At 72.6% G+C, this 20,924-nt stretch carries 17 protein-coding genes; 8 read left to right on the top strand and 9 right to left on the bottom strand.

What is annotated here, in order from left to right; all coding sequences use genetic code 11:
• Window positions 1-95: 95 nt before the first annotated feature.
• The 7 genes from BCD49_RS25780 to BCD49_RS25750 all read right to left on the bottom strand — a co-directional run bounded on the left by BCD49_RS25780 (window position 96) and on the right by BCD49_RS25750 (window position 9,989).
• Window positions 96-533, bottom strand: coding sequence for a hypothetical protein (locus BCD49_RS25780; protein ID WP_007506718.1), 438 nt, complete (start codon window positions 531-533; stop codon window positions 96-98).
• Between the two features lie 280 nt (window positions 534-813).
• Window positions 814-1,965, bottom strand: a complete 1,152-nt coding sequence (locus BCD49_RS25775) for an acyl-CoA dehydrogenase family protein (RefSeq protein WP_071041999.1) — start codon at window positions 1,963-1,965, stop codon at window positions 814-816.
• Window positions 1,958-4,138, bottom strand: a complete 2,181-nt coding sequence (locus BCD49_RS25770; protein WP_007506720.1) for an ATP-binding protein — start codon at window positions 4,136-4,138, stop codon at window positions 1,958-1,960. The genes BCD49_RS25775 and BCD49_RS25770 overlap by 8 nt, the downstream gene beginning before the upstream one ends.
• A gap of 97 nt (window positions 4,139-4,235) precedes the next feature.
• Window positions 4,236-5,888: a carboxyl transferase domain-containing protein gene (locus BCD49_RS25765; protein WP_007506721.1), complete on the bottom strand. Its 1,653-nt coding sequence runs from the start codon at window positions 5,886-5,888 to the stop codon at window positions 4,236-4,238.
• 161 nt (window positions 5,889-6,049) lie between these two features.
• Entirely contained in the window at window positions 6,050-7,801 is a 1,752-nt protein-coding gene (locus BCD49_RS25760) for an HNH endonuclease signature motif containing protein (RefSeq protein WP_083401705.1), read from the bottom strand.
• A gap of 586 nt (window positions 7,802-8,387) precedes the next feature.
• Window positions 8,388-8,705 (bottom strand): hypothetical protein, encoded by a 318-nt coding sequence (locus BCD49_RS25755; protein ID WP_007506725.1) that lies wholly within the window; start codon window positions 8,703-8,705, stop codon window positions 8,388-8,390.
• Between the two features lie 201 nt (window positions 8,706-8,906).
• Window positions 8,907-9,989, bottom strand: a complete 1,083-nt coding sequence (locus tag BCD49_RS25750; protein WP_051467489.1) for an aromatic ring-hydroxylating dioxygenase subunit alpha — start codon at window positions 9,987-9,989, stop codon at window positions 8,907-8,909.
• A gap of 229 nt (window positions 9,990-10,218) precedes the next feature.
• On the opposite strand from BCD49_RS25750, the gene BCD49_RS25745 reads away from it, so the two are divergent.
• The gene (locus tag BCD49_RS25745; RefSeq protein ID WP_083401703.1) at window positions 10,219-10,800 is read left to right on the top strand and encodes an NUDIX domain-containing protein; all 582 of its coding nucleotides are present in this window, start codon (window positions 10,219-10,221) and stop codon (window positions 10,798-10,800) included.
• Window positions 10,801-10,954: 154 nt separating this feature from the next.
• Window positions 10,955-12,004, top strand: a complete 1,050-nt coding sequence (locus tag BCD49_RS25740; protein ID WP_071041997.1) for an LLM class flavin-dependent oxidoreductase — start codon at window positions 10,955-10,957, stop codon at window positions 12,002-12,004.
• Here BCD49_RS25740 and BCD49_RS25735 read toward each other — a convergent pair.
• Window positions 12,001-12,915, bottom strand: coding sequence for an IclR family transcriptional regulator (locus tag BCD49_RS25735; protein ID WP_007506729.1), 915 nt, complete (start codon window positions 12,913-12,915; stop codon window positions 12,001-12,003). The two genes, BCD49_RS25740 and BCD49_RS25735, sit on opposite strands and share 4 nt — an antisense overlap.
• A gap of 170 nt (window positions 12,916-13,085) precedes the next feature.
• On the opposite strand from BCD49_RS25735, the gene BCD49_RS25730 reads away from it, so the two are divergent.
• From BCD49_RS25730 to BCD49_RS25710, 5 genes are all read left to right on the top strand, one after another.
• Entirely contained in the window at window positions 13,086-14,474 is a 1,389-nt protein-coding gene (locus BCD49_RS25730; protein WP_007506730.1) for an amidohydrolase family protein, read from the top strand.
• Window positions 14,471-15,802 (top strand): amidohydrolase family protein, encoded by a 1,332-nt coding sequence (locus BCD49_RS25725; RefSeq protein ID WP_007506731.1) that lies wholly within the window; start codon window positions 14,471-14,473, stop codon window positions 15,800-15,802. The genes BCD49_RS25730 and BCD49_RS25725 overlap by 4 nt, the downstream gene beginning before the upstream one ends.
• 32 nt (window positions 15,803-15,834) lie before the next feature.
• Window positions 15,835-16,635 (top strand): acetoacetate decarboxylase family protein, encoded by an 801-nt coding sequence (locus tag BCD49_RS25720; protein ID WP_007506732.1) that lies wholly within the window; start codon window positions 15,835-15,837, stop codon window positions 16,633-16,635.
• Between the two features lie 239 nt (window positions 16,636-16,874).
• Window positions 16,875-17,672: an SAM-dependent methyltransferase gene (locus tag BCD49_RS25715; RefSeq protein ID WP_027141361.1), complete on the top strand. Its 798-nt coding sequence runs from the start codon at window positions 16,875-16,877 to the stop codon at window positions 17,670-17,672.
• A gap of 47 nt (window positions 17,673-17,719) precedes the next feature.
• Entirely contained in the window at window positions 17,720-18,583 is an 864-nt protein-coding gene (locus tag BCD49_RS25710; RefSeq protein ID WP_027141362.1) for a PIG-L deacetylase family protein, read from the top strand.
• Between the two features lie 122 nt (window positions 18,584-18,705).
• On the opposite strand, the gene BCD49_RS25705 is transcribed toward BCD49_RS25710, so the two are convergent.
• The gene (locus tag BCD49_RS25705; protein WP_007506735.1) at window positions 18,706-18,969 is read right to left on the bottom strand and encodes a DUF2277 domain-containing protein; all 264 of its coding nucleotides are present in this window, start codon (window positions 18,967-18,969) and stop codon (window positions 18,706-18,708) included.
• A 228-nt stretch (window positions 18,970-19,197) separates the two neighbouring features.
• Here BCD49_RS25705 and BCD49_RS25700 point away from each other — a divergent pair, with 228 nt between their 5' ends.
• Window positions 19,198-20,886 carry an AMP-binding protein gene (locus BCD49_RS25700; RefSeq protein WP_071041996.1) on the top strand — a complete coding sequence of 563 codons (1,689 nt, stop codon included), beginning with the start codon at window positions 19,198-19,200 and terminating at the stop codon, window positions 20,884-20,886.
• Window positions 20,887-20,924: the final 38 nt, after the last annotated feature.

The following is a 20,924-nucleotide window of genomic DNA, read 5'->3' as shown; positions in this document are numbered from 1 at the left end:
GCCGCGCCGACCCGGGCCGATCCGCCCGGCCCGGGTCGGCCCAGGTCGGCGACGCGGCCCACGCGGCTCAGCGGGCGGCCTCGCAATGGGGCGGCCTATCCCAGGTCGCCGCGCCGCTTCGCCAGCTCGATGGTCACCCGATTGCCCGGCCCGATGGAGCTGGAGACCTCGCCGGCGAGCGCGCTCAGCACCGTCCACGCGAACGTGTCCTTCGACGGCGATTCGCCGTCGAGGCTCTCCACCGAGACGGTGACCCGCATCAGACCGGGCGAGAGCGCGAACGCGCACTCCAGCGCGGAGCCGGGGACGGCGGAGACCAGCAGCAGCGCGGACGCCTCGTCCACCGCGATCCGCAGGTCCTCGATGTCATCGAGGGTGAAGTCCAGCCGGGCGGCGAGCGACGCCGTCGCGGTACGCAGAACGGCGAGGTAGGCGCCCGCGGCCGGAATGGTGAGCTGCACGACGTCGCGCGGGCCGCCACCGTGGGCACCGCTGGAGTCGCCCGGGCCATCGGCTGAAGGCGTCGGATCCACGTTCTGCTCCCCAGTGCTGCGTCGTTGCGGTGGCGAGACCTCGTCACCGGCAGTGAGTTCCAGTCTTGGTCCCCCGGATGGGCACGTACCTAACGACCACATCATCCGGACCACTACATCATCTGGTCTCGCGGACGCGCCAGGGCCGCTCGCGGCCGGGCCTCGACCAGTGGCCGGCGCGCCCGCTTTCGTCTCGGAGCGCGAGGACGGCCTGCGGTCCCCACGGCGCCGAGCTTCGCGCCCGGCTCGTTCGGCTCGGCCGACCTTGCCGGGTCCGGTGCTACAGGCCCAGGTGGCGGGCTATGAGCATCTTCTGGACTTCCGACGTGCCCTCGCCGATTTCCAGGATCTTGGCGTCACGCCAGTGGCGGGCGACCGGGTACTCGTTCATGAAGCCGTAGCCCCCGAAGATCTGGGTCGCCTCGCGGGCGTTCGTCACCGCCGCCTCCGAGGAGAACAGCTTGGCGATCGCCGCCTCCTTCTTGAAGGGCAGGCCGGCGAGCATTCTGGCCGCGGCGTCGTAGTAGGCGGTGCGGGCGACGTGCGTCCGCGCCTCCATCTCGGCGATCTTGAACCGGATCCCCTGGTAGGTGCCGATCGGGGCACCGAACGCCTGGCGCTCCTTCGCGTACTTCACCGACTCGTCGACGCAGGCCTGCGCGAGGCCGACGGACAGCGCCGAGATCGCGATCCGGCCCTCGTCGAGGATTCGCAGGAAGTTCGCGTAGCCGCGGCCGYGCTCGCCGAGCAGGTTCGCCGCCGGCACCCGCACGTCGGCGAAGGACAGCGGGTGGGTGTCGGAGGCATGCCAGCCGACCTTGGAGTACGCGGGCTCGGCGGTGAAGCCGGGTGTCGGGACCGGAACGATGATCGTGGAGATTTCGGCCTTGCCCGCCTCGGAGCGGTCGGTGACGGCGGTGACGGTGACGACGCGGGTGATGTCGGTGCCCGAGTTGGTGATGAACGCCTTCGAGCCGTTGATCAGCCATTCGTCGCCCTCGAGGCGGCCGGTGGTGCGGGTGCCGCCCGCGTCGCTGCCGGCGCCGGGCTCGGTCAGGCCGAACGCGCCGAGCGCGCGCCCGCTCGTCAGCTCCGGCAGCCACTGGAGGCGCTGCTCCTCGGTCCCGAACCGGTAGATCGGCATCGCGCCGAGCCCGACGCCCGCCTCCAGGGTGATCGCGACCGACGAGTCGACCCGCGCAAGCTCCTCGATCGCCAGGCACAGCGTGAAGTACTCGGCGCCCTGGCCGCCGTACTCCTCCGGGAACGGCAGCCCGAACAGCCCCAGTTCGCCCATCTGGGCGACGACCTTGTAGGGGAACGTCTTCGTCTCGTCGTGGTAGGCCGCGACCGGCGCGACGACCTCGCGGGCGAACTGTTCGACGGTCGCCCGCAGCGCCTCCTGCTCGTCGGTGAGCCGGGTGTCAGGCATCGTGGCGCTCCTTACTGGTCAGCTCGGCGGTGTCCGGCTCGGCGGTGTCCGGCTCGGCGGTGTCCGGCTCGACGACGGCGAGGAGGGCGTCGAGGTCGACCCGTGCTCCGACGTCGACCAGCACGTCCTTGACCAGGCCGGTGACCGGCGCGGTGACCGCGTGCTCCATCTTCATCGCCTCGACGACGGCGAGCCGTTGGCCCGCGGTGACGGTGTCACCGGCGGCGACGTCGACCGCGATGACCGTGCCAGGCATGGGGCTGCGGGCCTGCCCGTCGCCGGCCGCCGCCGCGGCGGCACCCGGTTCGCGTACCCACTCGGCGAGCGGCCACGCGGCCCCGCCGGTGCCGACCCACAGCACGCCGGAGGTCGCTCCGGGGGTCGTAGGGCCGTCCGTGACGTACCAGTTGGTCGTCACGCCGTCGAGCGTGACGAGCAGCCGTTCCGCCTTGGCGGCCAGGTCAGGGCCGGCAACCGCGACGGACACCGCGATCGGCGCCCGCCGGTCGATGCGCACCGACGCCGCGGCAGGCGTGCCGCGCACGTCCACCCGGTGGCGCGCGCCGCCGCCCGCGTCGATCGTCCAGGACAGCCAGGCGTCGTCGCCGACCCGCCAGCCCGAAGGGATGTCCCACGGGTCGACGACCGGCCCCGCCGGGCCGAGCCGCGACAGCTGCGCGAGCGCGTACACGGCGAGCACGTCCGCCGGCGGGCCGCCGACGCCGACGCCGCCGCAGGCGCCGTCGGTGGCGCCCGCCGACCCGCCCGCCATCCCGCCCGCGCCCGCCGCCGCGTGGCGGGTGGTCGTGAGACCGGCGAGGTGGCGTTCGACCAGGCCGGTGTCCAGCGCGCCCGCGCGGACGTCGGGGTGGGTCAGCAGGGTGCGCAGGAAGCCGATGTTGGTGGTCACGCCGAGCAGCACAGTGCCGGCGAGCGCCGTGTCGAGTCGGCGCAGGGCGCCCGCGCGGTCCGGCGCCCAGGCGATCACCTTCGCCAGCATCGGGTCGTAGTCGGAGCCGACCGTCGAGCCGAGGGCGATCCCCGAGTCGACCCGCACCCCCTCGCCCGCGGGCTCCGCGAGGGCGAGGATCTCCCCACCCGTCGGCAGGAAGCCGCGGGACGCGTCCTCGGCGTAGACGCGGGCCTCGACGGCGTGGCCGGTGAGGATGACGTCGGCCTGGCGCAGCCGCAGCGGCTCGCCGGCGGCGACGCGCAGCTGCTCGGCGACCAGGTCGACGCCGGTGACCAGCTCGGTGACCGGGTGCTCGACCTGCAGCCGGGTGTTCATCTCCAGGAAGTAGAACGTCTCCGGTTCGTCGCCAGCGACGATGAACTCGACCGTGCCGGCCCCGACGTAGCCGACGGCCGCGGCGGCGGTGACGGCGGCGGCGCCGATCCGCTTCCGGGTCGCCGCGCCCTCCGGGTGCGCGCCGAGCAGCGCCGACGGCGCCTCCTCGATGATCTTCTGGTGGCGTCGCTGAAGGCTGCACTCGCGTTCGCCGAGGTGGATGACGTTGCCGTGGGCGTCGGCGAGGACCTGCACCTCGATGTGCCGGGGGCGGTCGACGTATCGCTCCAGGAACAGGGTGTCGTCGCCGAACGCGTTCGCCGCCTCGCGGCGGGCCGACGCGATCGCGTCGCCCAGTTCGTCCGCCGAGCGCACGACGCGCATGCCCTTGCCACCGCCGCCGGCCGACGGCTTGATCAGCACCGGGAACCCGATCTCCTCGGCGGCCGCGGCCAGGGCCGCCTCGTCCATTCCGGGCTCGGCCCGGCCGGGGACCACCGGCACACCCGCCTCGATCATCGCGCGCTTCGCGGCGATCTTGTCGCCCATCACCTCGACCGCCCGCACCGGCGGGCCGACGAAGACGATGCCGGTGTCGGCGCAGGCGGCGGCGAACGCCGCGTTCTCGGAGAGGAAGCCGTAGCCCGGGTGGATCGCGCGGGCGCCGGTCGCCCAGGCGGCGGCCAGCACCGCGGCGGGGTTCAGGTACGACTCACGCGCGGGCGCCGGGCCGATCCGGACCGCGGCGTCGGCCTCGCGGACGTGGCGCGCGCCGGCGTCCGCGTCCGAGTAGACCGCGACCGAGCGGATCCCGAGCTGTCGCAACGTCCGGATCACCCGGACCGCGATCTCCCCGCGGTTCGCCACCAGCACCGTGTCGAACATCGCCCCACTCACCTGTTCGTTGACCTCTGCTGTTTCGGCTGCCGTCTCCGACGCGGCGGGCCCACCCGCGGGTTCACGTGCGGGTTCGCGTGCGGGCTCACATGCGGAAGACGCCGTAGCCGCGATCGTCGATCGGGGCGTTCGCCGCGACGGACAACGCCAGCCCCAGGACGGTGCGGGTGTCGGCCGGGTCGATCACGCCGTCGTCCCAGAGCCGCGCCGTCGAGTGGTAAGGGCTGCCCTGCGCCTCGTACTGGTCCCGGATCGGCTGGCGGAACGTCTCCTCGGCATCGTGGCTCCAGTCCTGTCCCCTGGCCTCGAGCTGGTCGCGACGGATGGTGGCGAGCACCGCCGCCGCCTGGTCGCCACCCATCACCGAGATCCGCGCGTTCGGCCACATCCACAGAAAGCGCGGCGAGTATGCCCGGCCGCACATCGAGTAGTTGCCTGCGCCGAAGGAACCGCCGATGACGACGGTGAACTTCGGCACCCGGGCGCAGGCCACGGCCGTCACCATCTTCGCGCCATGCTTGGCGATGCCGCCGGCCTCGTACTCGCGGCCCACCATGAACCCGGTGATGTTCTGCAGGAACAACAACGGGATCGAGCGGGCGTCGCAAAGCTCGACGAAATGCGCGCCCTTCAGAGCGGATTCGGAGAACAGCACTCCGTTGTTCGCGATGATCCCGACGGGATGCCCGTGGATCCTCGCCGTGCCGCACACCAGCGTCGAGCCGTACTCCCGCTTGAACTCGGCGAACCGGCTGCCGTCGACGACCCGCGCGATCACCTCGCGGACGTCGTACGGGACCTTCGCGTCGGTCGGGACGGCGGCGTACAGCGTCGAGGGGTCGACGGCCGGCGGCTCGGTCGGAGCCACATCCCAAGGGCGCGGCGCGCGCGGGCCGAGCGCGCCGACGATCTGGCGGACGATCCGCAGCGCGTCCGCGTCGTCCTCGGCGAGATGGTCGGTGACGCCGGACATACGCGAGTGCAGCAGGCCGCCGCCGAGCTCCTCCGCGGAGACGACCTCGCCGGTGGCCGCCTTCACCAGCGGCGGGCCGCCGAGGAAGATCGTGCCCTGGTCGCGCACGATCACCGCCTCGTCGCTCATCGCCGGCACGTACGCGCCGCCGGCGGTGCACGAGCCGAGCACCGCCGCGATCTGCGGGATGTCCTGGCGGGACATCGTCGCCTGGTTGAAGAAGATCCGGCCGAAATGCTCCCGGTCGGGGAAGACGTCGTCCTGCAGCGGCAGGAACGCGCCACCCGAGTCGACCAGGTAGACGCAGGGCAGCCGGTTGTGCAGGGCCACCTCCTGGGCCCGGAGGTGCTTCTTCACCGTCATCGGGTAGTACGTGCCGCCCTTGACGGTGGCGTCGTTGGCGACGATGACGCATTCGCGGCCGGAGACCCGGCCGATCCCGGTGATGATGCCCGCGCCCGGCGCGTCGCCGTCGTACATCCCGTCGGCGGCGAGCGGCGAGAGCTCCAGGAAGGGGCTGCCGCGGTCGAGCAACCCGTCGACCCGGTCGCGCGGCAGCAGCTTGCCCCGGTCGACGTGCCGGCGCACGGCGGCCTCGGGGCCGCTGCGCGCGCCGGCGAGTTTCGCGCGCAGCTCGGCGACGAGCCCCGCGTGCCGGGCCGCGTTCGCCCTGCCCTCCGCCGACCCCGCGTCGACCCTGCTGGTCAGCACCGCCCCCGCCGCCGGCCCGAGCGGGTGGGACCCGAGGTTAGTGGTCGCTAACATGCCGCCAGGTTAGCGCCCGCTAACCGCAGACGCCAGTCCAGCGACGCGGGCTCGGAGCGTGTTCTGACCGAATTGGGGCACAGGTTGCCGACCGGAAAGCTCGGGGCTGGCAGCGACGTTCCTCCGACGATGGCGGGAAGGCCGGGTGCCTGCCGGCCTCGCTACCCGCCCCCGATGGGGGTGGTCGGACGGTGGCGGCGTTGGGAGCGACGGACCGGATGTCTGGTGCTGTTCCCGGTGGGCCAGTGACGACGACCGGCGCCGCCGTGCTCGGGCGCCGCCGGTGGGCGGAGATGGTCCGTTGCTGCCTGGTCACGTAGACCGCCGGAACCGCCGTGCGTCCTCTGGGCGGCTTCGTTCCACTGGTGCTGGGTCAGCACGCAGATCGAGTCGGCGAGGTTGAGCCGACCGCCGTCGCGGGCGAGGATCGCGTCGTCGTCGAGGTGGCGGGTCGCGGCCGCCAGGGTCTCGATGGGTCGGCGGCCGGGGTCGACGACCGGAGYGGGCCGCACGAGACGTCCGTCTGGCAAGGTCGCCACGACCGCGCCTTCGGTACCCCGTTCGAGGATGATGCCCTCGTCGTGGACGGCATGGTGATGACCGGTACACAGGATGGTCAGGTTGCCGATGTCCGTCGCCCCGCCGCCGGCGGACCACTCCGTCAGGTGGTGGATCTGGAGCCAGCGGGTGCGCTCGCAGCCCGGGTACTGGCAGGTACCGAGGTCCCGGGCGTAGACGGCGTCGCGCAGCCGGCGGTTGGGTAGCCGGCGGCGCCGCCCGAGGTGCAACGGATTGCCCTCGGCGTCGGACAGCAGTGCGCGCAGGAGGCCGTCGCAGCCGAGCCGGCGCAGCGCCGACATGGGCAGACCGATCCCAGGCTCGACGTCGGCTCGCGACAGTCGACGGGCGCCGGGTGGACCATCGAGCGAGGCAACCTCCCCGACGGCACCGCGGATGCCGGAGCCAAAGACCTGGTCTGTGTCCGGGGTTTCGGGGGCGTCCGGGGCATCGGGGGCATCGGCCACGTTGGTCCGATCCCCGTCGGCCGAGTTGGCGCTGGCGGGGTGGGGGCTCGCTGGACACGGCCGGCCGGTGCGCAGAAGAGTATCGGCGTCCACGTGAACGGTGACCGTGTGCGATGGCAGCAGGAGACCGGGGGCAGGCCGGTCCAGGAAGCCGTTCGCGAGCGTCACCAGCGCGTCCGCGTCCAGCCGACGGTCCCGCGGCGCCGCGACCACCTCCCCGTCCGCCGGTACCTGGTCGGTCTCGTCCGGAGGTGGCGGCGCGGTGGTGTCCTCCAGGCTCGCGCGGGCCGCGTCGATCGCGGCCACGAGCTGGGCGCCTTCGTCCGCCGGTAGCACCGCCGACAGCCGCAGCATCCCGTCCCGGCCGGTCCGCCATGACACCCGGCGTCCCGCCCGCTGACCCGCGTGGTCGCCGGTCAGCCGCTCGCAGGTGGCCGCGAGTCTCTCCAACTGCGCCGCCGTGCAGCACAGCGCATGGTTCAGCCAGGCCGTCTCACTGTCCGGCTCGGCGACCCGCGTCACCGCACGCACCTTCGAATAGGACAGCCGTCCAGCCGCGAACGCCGCCCGCATCGCGGGCAAGGTCTCCAGCGCGTGCCCGACGGACAGGTGCTCCCGGGCGGTGCGCGCCGCGAGCCCACAGCGCCACGCCAGCCAGTGCGCGCAGGACGAGAACCCCTGCCCCGACCAGCCACCCCGCCGGTCGAACGCCGCAACCATCACCAACCAGCCGCAGGTCGCCGCCGCGAGTCGTCCTGCCCACGCGACGATCTCCCCTTCCAACACCTCCAGCGGAGCAGCCTCCACGTCCACGGACAGCACAGACGGCGACGACACGGCATCTGACGCTGACGCCGACTCGGACTCGGACATCGCGATCGCGGACATCGCCACCACCACCCGGGGTCAATGGGCCACCGACGCAACCAGACTCCCACCCGCCTCCGACACTTTTGCGCCATCGCCCCAGCTCAGAGCAATGATCGACTCTTCGGGAACGCCGCCATGCCGGTGAAGCGGCACGGGGCGGAGCGGCACGGGGCGGAGCGGCCTGGAGGGCGGCTAACGTTCCGGAGGCCACCCGTCATTCAGGACGTCGCGGCATCCGCCTGAACCCGGGCTCCGAACGTCCGATGCCCGCTCGAACGTCAGGACGTCCAGCGCCACGACGTTGGCGGCGACGACCGGCGAGGGCGCCACGCGCCACACTCCGCGCGGTCCCGCGGAACCGCGCGCTCACGGCATCAAGTAGACCGCCGGGCTCCCGGCCCATTCCATCGCTGACCACCGGCCACCGGCCACCGGCTGCGGGCCGTGGGCCGTGGGCCGTGGCCGGTGCCATCCGGGACTGACGAACACCGACATGGCGGAGGCGGCTCCGTCCGTGGTCGCCGCCATGCTCCTGGCTCCGATCAGCGCCGCCGCCGGCCAACCCTCGTCGTCATGGTCCGTCGCTGGCGAGCCGGCAGTGAGCCTAAGGACTTCCGGCTGACGGCCGAGCGATGCTGATCGTTCCGGCCGCCGCCGTGCCGCTGTTGGGATCCTGGCCGGCCAGGCGGACCAGGCCTTTGCGGCCGTCGGCCTCGCAGACGGCGTAGAGAACGAAGGTGCGGTTGCCGGCCGTGCGTCTGGCCCAGTCGAGGACGGCGGGGACGTCGGTCTCCGTGATCTCGAACTCGGTCGAGCTGGGCGAGGCGTTCGAATGGGCCGGGCGCGTCCAGAAATAGACCCGGTATACCGGGTTGTCCAGTTCCCACATGGTGTCGCGTGGGTCGACGCGCCGCACTCGCATGGTTTGGAGGCTATCGGCGGACACCGGACGACATGCCGAACGCCACCGGCTGGAAGGGGCACAGAAAACGAATCCGTCGGCGACGGCGAACCGGTACGCGAATGGTGCGTGCGGATACGCGGTGACGAGGCTGGCAGGCCGTCAGCACCACCACGACCCCGGCCAGCCGTTGCCACGACCCGGCCGACGACAGCTGCGGCATCAGCTCGTTCTCAGCACGGCGTCGATCTCGGCCGCCAGGGCGCCATCCGGCTCCGCGCCGGCCTCGCCCGCGGGACCGGCCGGGCCGGCCGGCCGCCAGGTCCCTGCGGTGGCCTCGGCGAGCAGACGGCGGTAGGCGATGGTGGCGCGGTCGGTGTCGATGTGGACGTTCGCGGTCAGGTCCAGGTGGTAGTCCGGCGGCATGGTCTCGAGGACACACCAGTCCTCGTCGCGGACGGCGGAGTCGAACGCGATGATGTCGGCGGCGGGGCGGTCGGCCTCGGTGTCGTTACGGACCACGAACTGCAGCAGCCGGCAGGTGCCGTCGTCGACCGGCGCGATCGCCTTGACCATGATGTGCGACAGGCCGTCCGGGTAGCGGATGTGGAAGACGCCGGTAAAGGGGGCGTACACGTCGGTGGTGGTGCGCCGCTCGGTCACGCCGGTCTCGCCGGGGCGGGCGTAGACGGGGACGCGGGAGACGAGTCGGATCCCGGCCGCGCTGCGGGTGATCTCGACGCGGTCGATGTGCGGCGTCCGCGGGTTGCCGAACGTCCGGCGGTGCACGAAGGCGATGTGCGCCGGGTCGAGGTTGTTGTCCAGCAGGTGCGGCGCCGAGCAGGGCCAGACGGTGTCGAACTCCTGGACGACCCGCCAGCCCGGCTGCCCGAACTGCGGGATCGCCGGGATGCCGGCCATCGCGGTGGCTGGCTCCGAGGCGGGGTCGAGGCAGACCCACAGCAGTCCGAGCGCCTCGGTCACCGGGTAGGTCGCCACCACGGCGCGCGGTGAGATCCGCTGCCCTGGCGCGTTCTGCGGGATGAGCACGCACTTTCCGTCCGAGCCGTACCGCCAGCCGTGGTAAGGGCAGACGACGGCGCCGTCCTCGGTCCAGCCGCGGGACAGCTTGGCGTCGCGGTGTGGGCAGCGGTCGGCGGCGCAGGCGGGCCGTCCCTCGGCGTCCCGCCACAGGACGACGTCGGTGCCGAGCAGCCGGCGGGCGAGGGGCGCGCCTCCGAGGTCGGAGGCGAAGGCAACCGGGTACCAGTAGTGCCGCAGGAGCGGCTCGGCGGTGACACGCATGCCTTCCGACCATAGGTTCATCCCGTTTTGAAACGGTTACACGACCATTCCGCCGCACACCACCCCTTTGCTTCACGTAAAGCCGGCGCGTCCGGGAGGTGGCCCGCAACATCCCAAACGCCCGGCATGGCGGGCTGGCCGTTATCCCGCGAAGACAGACCGTCATGAGGTAGGTAAAGGCAGGCGGGAAGCAGGGCAGGCGGATCGACGACTCGGTGGCGAGGTGGGCGTGGCGGACGACGGGCCGATCGCCGTACGGGCGAGCCGAGCGGTGTACGAGAACCCGTGGATGCGGGTGCGGGAGGACACGATCGTCCGGGCCGACCAGTCGACCGGGATCTACGGCGTCGTCGAGAAGGCGGACTTCGCGCTGGTGATCCCGGTGGACGCCGACGGAGTGTGGCTCGTCGAGCAGTACCGCTACCCGGTCGGCGCACGTTTCTGGGAGTTCCCTCAGGGCTCCTGGGAGGACCAGCCGAACATCGACCCGGCGGTGCTCGCCGCGGCGGAGCTGCGGGAGGAGACCGGGCTGCGGGCCGGCCGGCTCGACCACCTCGGCCGGCTGTTCACCGCCTACGGCTACTCCACCCAGGGCTGCCACGTCTGGCTCGCCACCGACCTGACCGAAGGCCCGCGCGCACCGACCGTCGAAGAGCAGGATCTGGTGGCCCGCCGGTTCAGCCACCCCGAATGGCTCGCCATGCTCGCGGACGGCGTCATCCAGGACGCCTCGACTCTCGCAGCCTGGGCATTGCTGTGCGCCCGCCCACCGGCCGGGYGCACCCTCCCGCGAGCCTGCCAGCAGGCCTAGCGCGACACCCACACCTCGACAGCCGACGACAACTCGACAGCACCTCGGCAGCCGGCAGCACCTCGGCAGCCAACGGCGCGGCCGGCCGGCAGGTGCCCGCCTACGTCGACCGGTAAGGTCGAGAAGTCGCGAATGCCGAGGTCGGGGGTGCGGTATGCCTGTGCCGGGGGCCGCACTGGAGCAGCTCGGCTTCCTGACAATCGGGCTGTTCGACGAGAACGACCCCGGTCCGGGGCACCAGTCCACATTGCGGATCATCGAGCTGGGCGAACGGCTCGGGTTCGACAGTGCCTGGCTGCGCCACCGGCACCTGCAGTACGGGATATCGTCGCCGATCGCGATCATGGCGGCCGCCACGCAGCGGACCAGTCGGATCCACCTCGGCACGGCGGTCACGCCGCTGGGCTGGGAGAATCCGGTGCGGTTGGCGGAGGACCTCGCGACCGTCGACATTCTCTCCGGCGGACGGGTCAACCCAGGTGTGAGCGTCGGGCCACCGCTTTTCTACGAGCGGGTCAAGGATGCGCTCTACCCGGATACGGGCGACCTCGAGGACTTCACCTACGAACGGGTCGCCCGGTTGCTGAGGCACGTGGCCGGCGAGCCGGCGAGCGCGTTCCGCGGCGCCGAGGGCTTCGAGCAGTTCTCCGACCGGGTGCAGCCGCACTCGCCCGGGCTGCGGTCCCGGATGTGGTACGGCGGCGCCAGCGTCGCGTCGGCCGCGTGGGCGGGCGAGCATGACATGAACTTCCTGACCAGCAGCGTCGTACGGGCCGTCGACGACAAGGACACCGTCGACGCGGACGACTTCGCCACCGTCCAGCGATCCCACATCCAGGCGTTCCGCGCGGCGCACCCMGACGGCCCCGCCGCTCGGGTGTCCCAGGGCYTCGTCGTGATCCCGACCGACAGCGCCACCGCCGACCAGCGCTCCCGCTACCAGGCCTACGTCGACGCCCGCACCCCCCGGACCTTCAGCCCGCAGGGGCCGCAGCGCATGCTGTTCGCCCGCGACCTGCTCGGCACCTCGGAGCAGATCGCCGAGGCCCTCTACGCCCATGCCGGCTTCCGCGAGGTCACGGAGGTCGCCTTCGCCCTCCCCTTCACCTTCGAGCACGAGGACTACGTCCAGATCCTCACCGACATGGCCGAAAGGCTGGGCCCGGTCCTCGGCTGGAAACCAGAGAGCTCCCGCTCCCGCTAGAGGTCGCCGAGGTCCGGGGGGCGACCGGACACGTCGGCGGTGATGGTGATGGCGGCGGCGGTGAGCGCGGTGGCGAGGTGGGTGGTCTCGGCTCCGGTGACAGCCGCGGCGAAGCCGCGCAGGGAGACGACGAGGGCGACGGCGCCGTGGGCGTCGAAGACGGGCGCGGACAGCGAGTCGACCCGGTAGTCCTGGTCCGGGTCGAGCGCGCCCGCGACGAAGTCCGACGGGCTCGCGAGACCGGCGGCGAGGTCGCGTAGCAGGCCGGGGAGCTGGCCGCGCAGGTTGGCGGCGGCAGCGGCGCCGACCTGGCGACGGACCCGCTCGTCGAGGGAGGCGGACAGCTCGACCGAGTAGCCGCGGGCGCGGATGACGTGGAGAAGCTCGCGGTACTCGCCGCGGTCGGCCGGGTCGGTGACGCCGCCGCGGTCGAGCCAGCCTTCCACCACGGCGTCCGGCTGCCAGGCCATGAACGTGATCCCCAGCGGCGGGTGGAACGGGATCGTGTCACCGACGCGCAGCGTGGCGACCGGGCGCCCGCGCGGGTCGACGACCAGGTGCGCGACCGTGGCGTACTCGGCCGCCGGGACGAGCGCGACCACGGACAGGCCGAGCCTGCGGTGCAGGTCGGCCATCCGGCCGCGCCCGGCGGCCAGCGCGTCGGTGCCGGCCGTGGCGGCCTGGCCGGCGGCGATCAGCCCGGGGCCGAGCGCGTAGGTGCGCCGCGTCGGGTGGCGGCGCAGCCAGCCGGCGCGCTCGAGCGCCGCGAGCGTCGGGTAGCAGGTGGCCGCGGTGGTGCCGAGCCGCCGGGAGATCTCCGACTGGCTGAGGCCACCCGGAGCGCCGGCGAGCATCTCGACGACGGCGATGACCCGGTCGGTCTGCGGGGATGGCCGCGGGCGCGACGACATGCGGCGACCCTATCGCCCTCTTTTCGCATAGTGCAAAGATTGACATGGTTGATGCAAAGAGGTTCCCTGATCGGGCGGCGGGCAGCCGCCGCCGAGCCGCCCGAGCGGCCGACTTAGCGGCCGACCTAGCGGCCGGTCCCAGGGGCCGGCCGAGCCGAAGGGGACGCCCCATGGCCTCCGCGTCCGAGCACGAAGCCGCCGACCACAAAGCCCCCGAGAACACCTTGTCCGCGACAGGAAAAGGCGAGCCCGCCAGCGGCGCGGGTACCTCCGGCACCGCCGCCGGCACAACCACGCCGTACATCGTCATCACGTCCGACAGCCACGCGGGCTTACCGACGGAGCTGTACCGGGACTACCTGGAGAAGGAATTCCACCCGGCGTTCGACGAGTTCCTCGCCGGCAGGCCCGCGGCGGTCGAGGAGATCCGCCGCATGGGAACCTCCGACGCGAAGTTCGCCCAGAAATGGTTCACCGAGAACGCCGAGGGCCTGGAGGGCGGCTGGGAGGCGGCGCGGCGCAACAAGGAGATGGACGCGGACGGCATAACCGCCGAGATCATCTTCCCGGACGCGGACGCCGTGGAAAGCCGCACCTGCGCACCTTTCGGCACCGGGCTCGGCCTTTCCGGGGACCTCGACCCGGTGCTCGGCCTCGCCGGTGCCCGCGCGCACAACCGCTGGCTCGCCGAGCTGTGCGCCGATTCGCCGCTGCGGCGGCGCGGCATCGCGCTGGTGCAGATCACCGCCCCGCTCGACGACGTGCTCGCCGAGATCCGCCGGTCCTACGAGTCCGGCCTGCGCGCCGTGATGATCCCGGCGATGTGGATGCACCAGGCGCCCTACCACGACCGGCGCTACGACCCGGTGTGGAAGCTGTGCCAGGACCTGGAGATGCCGGTGCTCACCCATTCCGGCCCGGCGGACAAGGAGTCCTACGGCGACCACCTCGGCATCTACGTCACCGAGGTGACGTGGTGGCCGGCGCGGCCGCTGTGGTTCCTGCTCTGGTCGGGCGTGTTCGAGCGGTTCCCGCGGCTGCGGTTCGGCGTCGCCGAGGCCGGCTGCTGGTGGGTGGCGAACCTGCTGTGGTTCTGGGACCGGCTCTACCTCGGCCAGAAGGGCGCGGAGAAGCTCGGCTCGCTGGGCGACCTGACGATGTCGCCGAGCGAGTACTTCGACCGCAACTGCTTCATCTGCTCGTCGAACACGAAGCGGCGCGAGATCGGCATGCGCTACGAGATCGGCCTGGAGAACATGCTCTGGGGCAATGACTTCCCGCATCCCGAAGGCACCTGGCCGCGCTCGCGCGAATGGATGAGGAAGACCTTCCACGACGTCCCGGTCGCCGAGGCCCGCCGGATGCTCGGCGAAGCCGCGGCCGAGGTGTTCGGCTTCGACCTGGCGCAGCTGCGCCCGATCGCGGACCGGCTGAACGTCACCCCCGAAAGCCTCGGCCAGACCGACGACACGGCCAACGTCGCGAAATGGGCGCGGGCCCGCGACGCCGGCCGACACTGGCTGACCGGCCAGGACCTCCCCTGGGGCGTGGTGGAATGACCGCCGACGCGGCAGCCCCGGCTCCCGTCCCGGCTCCGATTCCTGTTCCTGTTCCTGTTCCGGCTCCGGCTCCGGCTCCGGCTCCGGCTCCGGACGACCGCTACATCGTCATCTCGGCCGACTGCCATGGCGGCGGGAGCCTGCACGGCTACCGCCCCTATCTGGAAAACCGCTGGCTCGACGACTTCGACGCCTGGGCCGCCGACTACGCCATTCCCTATGACGACCTCAAGGGGGACCTGGGCGGCCGGAACTGGGACTCCGACCGCCGGCTGGCCGATCTGGAGGGCGACGGGATCGTCGCCGAGGTGATCTACCCGAACACGGTCCCGCCGTTCTACCCGAACAACTCGCTCGTCGAGCAGCCGCCGGCGCCGAACGCCGGCGACCTGGAGCGGCGCTGGGCCGGTCTGCGGGCGCACAACCGCTGGATGGCTGACTTCTGCGCCGCGGCCCAGGGCCGGCGGGCCGGGATCTGCCAGATCATGCTGCACGACCTGGACGCCGCCGTCGCCGAGGTGCGCTGGGCGAAGGAGAACGGCCTGTTCGGCGGTGTGCTGCTGCCGGGCGCGCCACCCGGCTCCGGCGTGCCCCCGCTGTACGACCCGGCGTATTACGAGCCGCTGTGGTCGGTCTGCGAAGAGCTGGACATGCCGGTGAACCACCACAGCGGCAGCGCCGCGCCTGCCGCGGGCGAGCGCGCCGAGGACAAGGTGATCCTGCTGTTGGAGGTCACCTGGTGGGCGCACCGGGCATTCACTCACCTGCTCGTCGGCGGCGTCTTCGAGCGCCACCCCGGCCTGCGGCTGGTGCTCGCCGAGCAGGGCACCGCGTGGGTCCCCGACGAGCTGGCCCGCCTCGACTACTTCTTCGACCGGATGGGCAGCGGCGCCGCCGACTCGCAGGAGGCGGTCTGGGGCAAGGACCTCGTCGGCGGGATGAGCCTGCGCCCGAGCGAGTACTTCGCCCGGCAGGTCCGCATCGGCGCGAGCTTCCTGCGTGGGCACGAGGTGCCGGCCGCCGGGCGCCTCGGCTTCGACAAGATCATGTGGGGCAGCGACTACCCGCACCGGGAGGGCAGCCACCCCTACTCCCGCGAGGCGCTGCGGGCCGCGTTCGCCGGCGTCGACCCGGTGGACGTCGCGCGGATGCTCGCCGGCAACGCCGCCACCGCCTACGGCTTCGACCTGGCGGCGCTGCGCCCGCTCGCCGACCGGTTCGGCCCGACGGTCGCCGAGGTCGCCGAGCCGCTGAAGCCGGCGTCGCTGCCCATCGAGGCGGAGATGTGCCCCGCCCTCATCGGCTACGGCATCCCCGCCGGGAGCTGAGCACTCCCCACCCCCGCACCGAAGGAGATGTCGTGGCCACCCGCATCCGCTATGGCGCCCGCACCCCCGAACAGCTGCGCAACCGCGAGGTCGAGGCGACCTCGGTCGATACCTGGGCGACCTCGCTGGTCGCGATCTACGAGACCGACCCCGACCTCATCGCGGCCGTCTTACCGCCGCCCCTGGTCGCGGCCACGCCCGAGCACGTGCGCGTCACCGTCGCGCGGGTCGACGTCGGGCGCGGCCTGGCGCCGTTCGGCGCCGGCACGTTCGGCGTCGGCGCCGTCCACGACGGGCTGGTCGGCGACTACGCGCTCACGATGCCGATGTCGACCGAGCAGTCGGTCATCGGCGGTCGGGAGACGTTCGGCGAGCCGAAGAAGATCGCCGACGTCCGCCTCGACCTCGATGGTGACCTCGCGGTGGGCACGCGGCTGACCGGCTCGTTCACCCGGCTCGGCGTGACCTATGTCGAGATCAACGGGCAGCTCGTCGAGGAGCTGTCCCTGCCGGCGAACGGGGTGCGTACCAGCTTCTACCTCAAGTTCCAGCCCGCGCCCGACGGCAAGGGTTTCGACGACGACCCCGCGCTGGTGCACGTCCAGCGTCGGGAGAAGAACCGCAGGCTGTTCCGGGTGGACGGCGAGGTCATCCTGCGCGAGTCCCGGTTCGACCCGGTCGCGGACCTGCCGGTGCGGCGCCTCGTCGGCATCGAGCTCGCCGAGCGGTCCAGCATCCAGACCGGCGCCGTCGTGCGCCGCCTGCCGCAGGAGGACGTCATACCGTTCACCCACCAGCGCTACGACGACCTCTCCCCCGTCGGCGAGGAGTAGGGCGCCGGCGCGACGCTTGCCGACAGCCGGCGGGAGCGAGCCCACCGGCCCACTCCCGCCGGCCCGTACCCGCCGGCCCGCTCCCGCCGGCCCGCTCCCGCCGGCCCGCTCCCGCCGCCCGTCACCGTGCGCAGTCGACTACCAGGCGGCGCAGCGACGGCGGTCGGATGACCAGTTGTCCAACGCTCTGCGAATATGTCCAGATGCGCCGCGACGCAGCGGCCGAGGACGGAGTGGACATGCCCAATGACGAGCAGTCCTTGGCCGGGTTAAATCCGCATATCCCGCATCCAGAGCGGATCTACAACTACTTCCTCGGCGGCAAGAACAACTTCGCCGTCGACCGCGCCCTGGCCGAACAGATGCTGGCGATCGACCCGACCATCCCCCATATCGCGCAGGCGAACCGGGCCTTCCTGCGACGCTCCGTGACGTACCTGGCCGCCGACGCGGGCATCCGGCAGTTCCTCGACATCGGAACCGGCCTGCCGGCCAACGACAACATCCATGAGGTCGCCCAGCGCGTCGCCCCCGAGAGCCGCATCGTCTACGTCGACAACGACCCGCTCGTGATGGCGCACGCCCGGGCGCTGCTGACCGGTGTTCCCGAGGGCACGACCGCCTACCTGCAGGCCGACCTGCGTGACCCGGAGAAGATCCTGGGGGAGGCGGCGGACGCGCTGGACTTCTCCCAGCCGATCGCGACCCTGCTGCACGGCGTGGTGCAGTTCATCCCGGAGTTCGACGAGGCGCACCAGGTCATCCGAACCCTCCTGGACGCGATGCCGGTTGGCAGCTACCTCTCGTTGGCCCACATCGCCGCGGACGTCCGTCCCGAGACCGCCCGCAGCATGGACGAGGCGAGCGCCAGCAGCCCGGTGGTCTCCGTCTACCGGACACGCGACGAGGTCGCGCGCTTCGTGGCCGGTCTCGAACTCGTCGAGCCCGGCCTCGTCACCGCCTCCGAGTGGCGTCCCGACCCCGGCGCCGACTCCACCCCCGTGCCTATCTGGGTGGCGGTCGCGCGGAAGCCCTGAGCGCCGCGGTTCCGGCCCCGTCTGGCCGGTCTGGCACGATCCCGGACGTGGGCTCGGTGGTGGCACTGCACGCGCATCCGGACGACGAGGCGCTGTGGAGCGGTGGGACGCTGGCGTTGCTCGCCGCGGCGGGACATCGCGTGGTGATCGTCGTCGCGACCGACGGGCACCTGGGAAACGGCTCCGATCCGCAGGCACGCGTCCGCCTGGACGAGTTGCGGGCAAGCGCGGCGGAGCTTGGGGCCGCCCGGGTCGAGCACCTCGGCTACGCCGACAGCGGGCATGGGCCGCTGTTCTACCCGGACCCGGTGGACCGGCAGCGGTTCGCGCGCGCCGACCTCGACGAGGCGGCCGGGAGACTGGCCGACCTGCTGCGCGCGGAGAAGGCGTCGGTGCTGATCAGCTACGACGCGCGCGGTGGGTACGGGCATCGTGATCATGTGCGGGTGCACGAGGTAGGCGTCCGCGCGGCGGACCTGGTCGGCGGCGTCCGGCTGTTGGAGGCGACGCTCCCGCGCGAGACCATCGAGCGACTGGTCCGCGTCGGCCGGTTGGGCTCGCTGTTCCGGCCGTCGCGGCTGTTCCGGCTGTTCCGGTCGTCCCGGCTGTTCCGGTCGTCCCGGCCAGGTAGCCCGGCCGCGGCGGTGCCGGAGCCCGCTCCCCCGATGTTCACCCCACGCCGGGAGATCGCCTACCGGGTGGACGTCCGCCGCTATGCGCGCCAGAAGCGCGCCTCACTTGCCGCGCATGCCTCCCAGCTCGCCGGCCCGCGCGCGCCAGCTCGCCTGCGCCGCTACGTCACCCGCCTTCCGGTTCCGCTGTTCGCCCTGCTCGGCGGCCGCGAGTACTTCAACGATCCGTGCGGCACCCCTGCCGCCTCGTTCCTGGATGCCTTCACCGAGGTCGTCTGACGCCCCGCRCCACCGATGTGCGCGTACGCGCACCGGCGCACCCATGTGCGCGTACACGCGCATGGGTGCAGCTGTGACGAGGGGTAAGGGCGAGGCGCGGCTGGACGGGCCGCGGGCGGTGCTCAGCGGCCGAGGCGGGCGCGAACCTCGGGACGGCGCAGCGGCGGGACGGCCGCCGGCGGCTGGCGGCGGGCGGGGAGCCCGTCCAGCAGGCGGTGGACGATGGCCGCCACGTCGGTGACGGCGCCGTCGAACGCCTCCGCGACGGCCGGCGGCGGCTGGCGCAGTCCGCTGACCTTCCGGATGAACTGCAGCGCGGCTGCCTCGATCTCCTCGTCGGTCGCCGGCGGCTCGAGGCCGCGCAGCTCCGTGATGTTGCGGCACATGCCTCCACGGTAGGTCCGGGCACCGACAGGCCGGTCCGCCGACCTCGCCTTCGTGCGACGGCCCAGCTCTCTCGCGGTTTCTCGGGACGTCTCCCTGGACGGCCGTCCGCTCCCTGCGCCGGACGAACGCCCGGTCCCGGGTTCCGCGCGCGGCCGATCCGACCTAACGTCAGTGATCGGCGTCACACAATCGGCGGCGGGGCGCCCGGCGGATCTGGAGGCGGACGGATGGTGACCACGACGAACCGGACGATCTCGGGGGCGGGCGCGGCGGGCGCGGGCGGCGGCCGGGGAGCGCCCGATCCGGCTCTCGAGGCCGCACGGACGTACACCTGGGTGACGCAGCTGGTGCGGCACGCCCATCAGATCCCGGACGGCGTCGCCCTGCGGTTCGACGGTCGCGGCGTCACCTGGTCCGAGCTCGCCGACCGGGTGTCGCGGATCGCGGCGGCGCTGGTGCGGCGCGGGATCCGGCCGGGCGACCGGGTCGCGACACTGATGCTCAACCGCGTCGAGCACATCGAGACGGTGCTCGCCGCCGCCTGGGCCGGCGCGGTCGCGGTGCCGGTGAACTTCCGGCTGGTCGGCGCGGAGGTGGCCTGGATCCTGGACGACTGCGGCGCTGTCGCGCTGGTCGCGGACGCGGCGACCGCCCCGGTCGCCGCCGCGGCGCGCGCCCAGGTGCCGGTCGAGGTGTGCCTGGTGGCGGGCGGCGATCCGGCGCGGGCCGGGGCCGGCGCCGAGGACTTCGAGGCGGCGGTCGCGGTCGAACCCGAACGGCCGGACGACGCGGGCACGGCCGGGGTGGCGGGTGGACGGTTCCCCTACGCCCAGGTCCGCGAGACCGACACGTTCCTGATCATGTACACGTCGGGGACGACCGGGAGCCCCAAGGGCGCGATGCTGACCCATCTCAACCTGCTGATGCAGGCGATCACGGCGATGCGCTCCTACCGCCTCGCCGACGGCGAGGCGGTGGTCCTCGTGAGCGCTCCGCTGTTCCACATCGCCGGCGTCGGCGCGCTGGCACCGGTGCTGCTGACCGGCGGCCGGGCCGTCGTGGTGCCGACGGGGGCGTTCGACGCGGCGGCGCTCGTCGACCTGATGGCCCGCGAGCGGGTTACCAGCGCCTTCCTCGTGCCGACGCAGTGGCAGGCGGTGTGCGAGGTGCCAGGGGTGCGGGAGCGGGATCTGGCGCTGCAGTCGATGTCCTGGGGCGCGTCGCCCGCATTGGCGTCGACGTTGGAGGCGATGGCGGCGACGTTTCCGGGCGTCGCGAATGTCGCCGTCTTCGGGCAGACGGAGCTGTCGCCGGTCACCTGCGTGCTGGACGGCGCCGACGCGCCGCGCAAGCTGGGGTCGGTCGGCAGGCCGGTGCCGACGGTGGCGGTCCGCATCGTCGACGACGAGATGCGGGACGTGCCGCGCGGCGAGGTCGGGGAGATCGTCTACCGGGGGCCGGGGCTCATGTCCGGCTACTGGCGCAACCCCGAGGCGACGGCGGCGGCGTACGCCGGCGGCTGGTTCCATTCTGGCGACCTCGTCCGTGAGGACGCGGAGGGATTCCTCTACGTCGTCGACCGGAAGAAGGACATGATCATCTCAGGTGGCGAGAACATCTACTGCGCCGAGGTCGAAAATGCCGTCGCCGGCCACCCGAAGGTGCGCGACGTGGCCCTCATCGRCGTCCCGCACCCGCGCTGGATCGAGACGCCGCTCGCGGTGATCGAACCCGCCGACCCGAACGACCCGCCGACGCTMGACGACATCCTCACCTGGACGAGGGACCGGCTCGCCTCCTACAAGAAGCCGACCGCCATCGAGATCGTCGACGTGCTCCCCCGCAACGCCAGCGGCAAGGTCCGCAAGGTCGACCTCCGCGCCCGCTACGGGACGCGCGGGGCGAGCTCCGGCTGATGCCGCCCGCCGCGGCTGCCGCCAGCCGCGGCGTGAGT

It is taken from the genome of Pseudofrankia sp. EUN1h (genome assembly GCF_001854645.1).
GTDB classification, from domain to species: Bacteria; Actinomycetota; Actinomycetes; order Frankiales; family Frankiaceae; genus Pseudofrankia; species Pseudofrankia saprophytica.
This window is presented reverse-complemented; position numbering and strand designations above follow the sequence as displayed.

Coding starts and splice junctions, on each gene's coding strand:
- BCD49_RS25770 (WP_007506720.1), bottom strand. CDS start 4,138: ATGTTCGACACGGTGCTGGTGGCGAACCGCGGGGAGATCGCGGTCCGG.
- BCD49_RS25765 (WP_007506721.1), bottom strand. CDS start 5,888: ATGTTAGCGACCACTAACCTCGGGTCCCACCCGCTCGGGCCGGCGGCG.
- BCD49_RS25755 (WP_007506725.1), bottom strand. CDS start 8,705: ATGCGAGTGCGGCGCGTCGACCCACGCGACACCATGTGGGAACTGGAC.
- BCD49_RS25750 (WP_051467489.1), bottom strand. CDS start 9,989: ATGCGTGTCACCGCCGAGCCGCTCCTGCGGCACTACTGGTACCCGGTT.
- BCD49_RS25735 (WP_007506729.1), bottom strand. CDS start 12,915: ATGTCGTCGCGCCCGCGGCCATCCCCGCAGACCGACCGGGTCATCGCC.
- BCD49_RS25730 (WP_007506730.1), top strand. CDS start 13,086: ATGGCCTCCGCGTCCGAGCACGAAGCCGCCGACCACAAAGCCCCCGAG.
- BCD49_RS25725 (WP_007506731.1), top strand. CDS start 14,471: ATGACCGCCGACGCGGCAGCCCCGGCTCCCGTCCCGGCTCCGATTCCT.
- BCD49_RS25715 (WP_027141361.1), top strand. CDS start 16,875: ATGCCCAATGACGAGCAGTCCTTGGCCGGGTTAAATCCGCATATCCCG.
- BCD49_RS25705 (WP_007506735.1), bottom strand. CDS start 18,969: ATGTGCCGCAACATCACGGAGCTGCGCGGCCTCGAGCCGCCGGCGACC.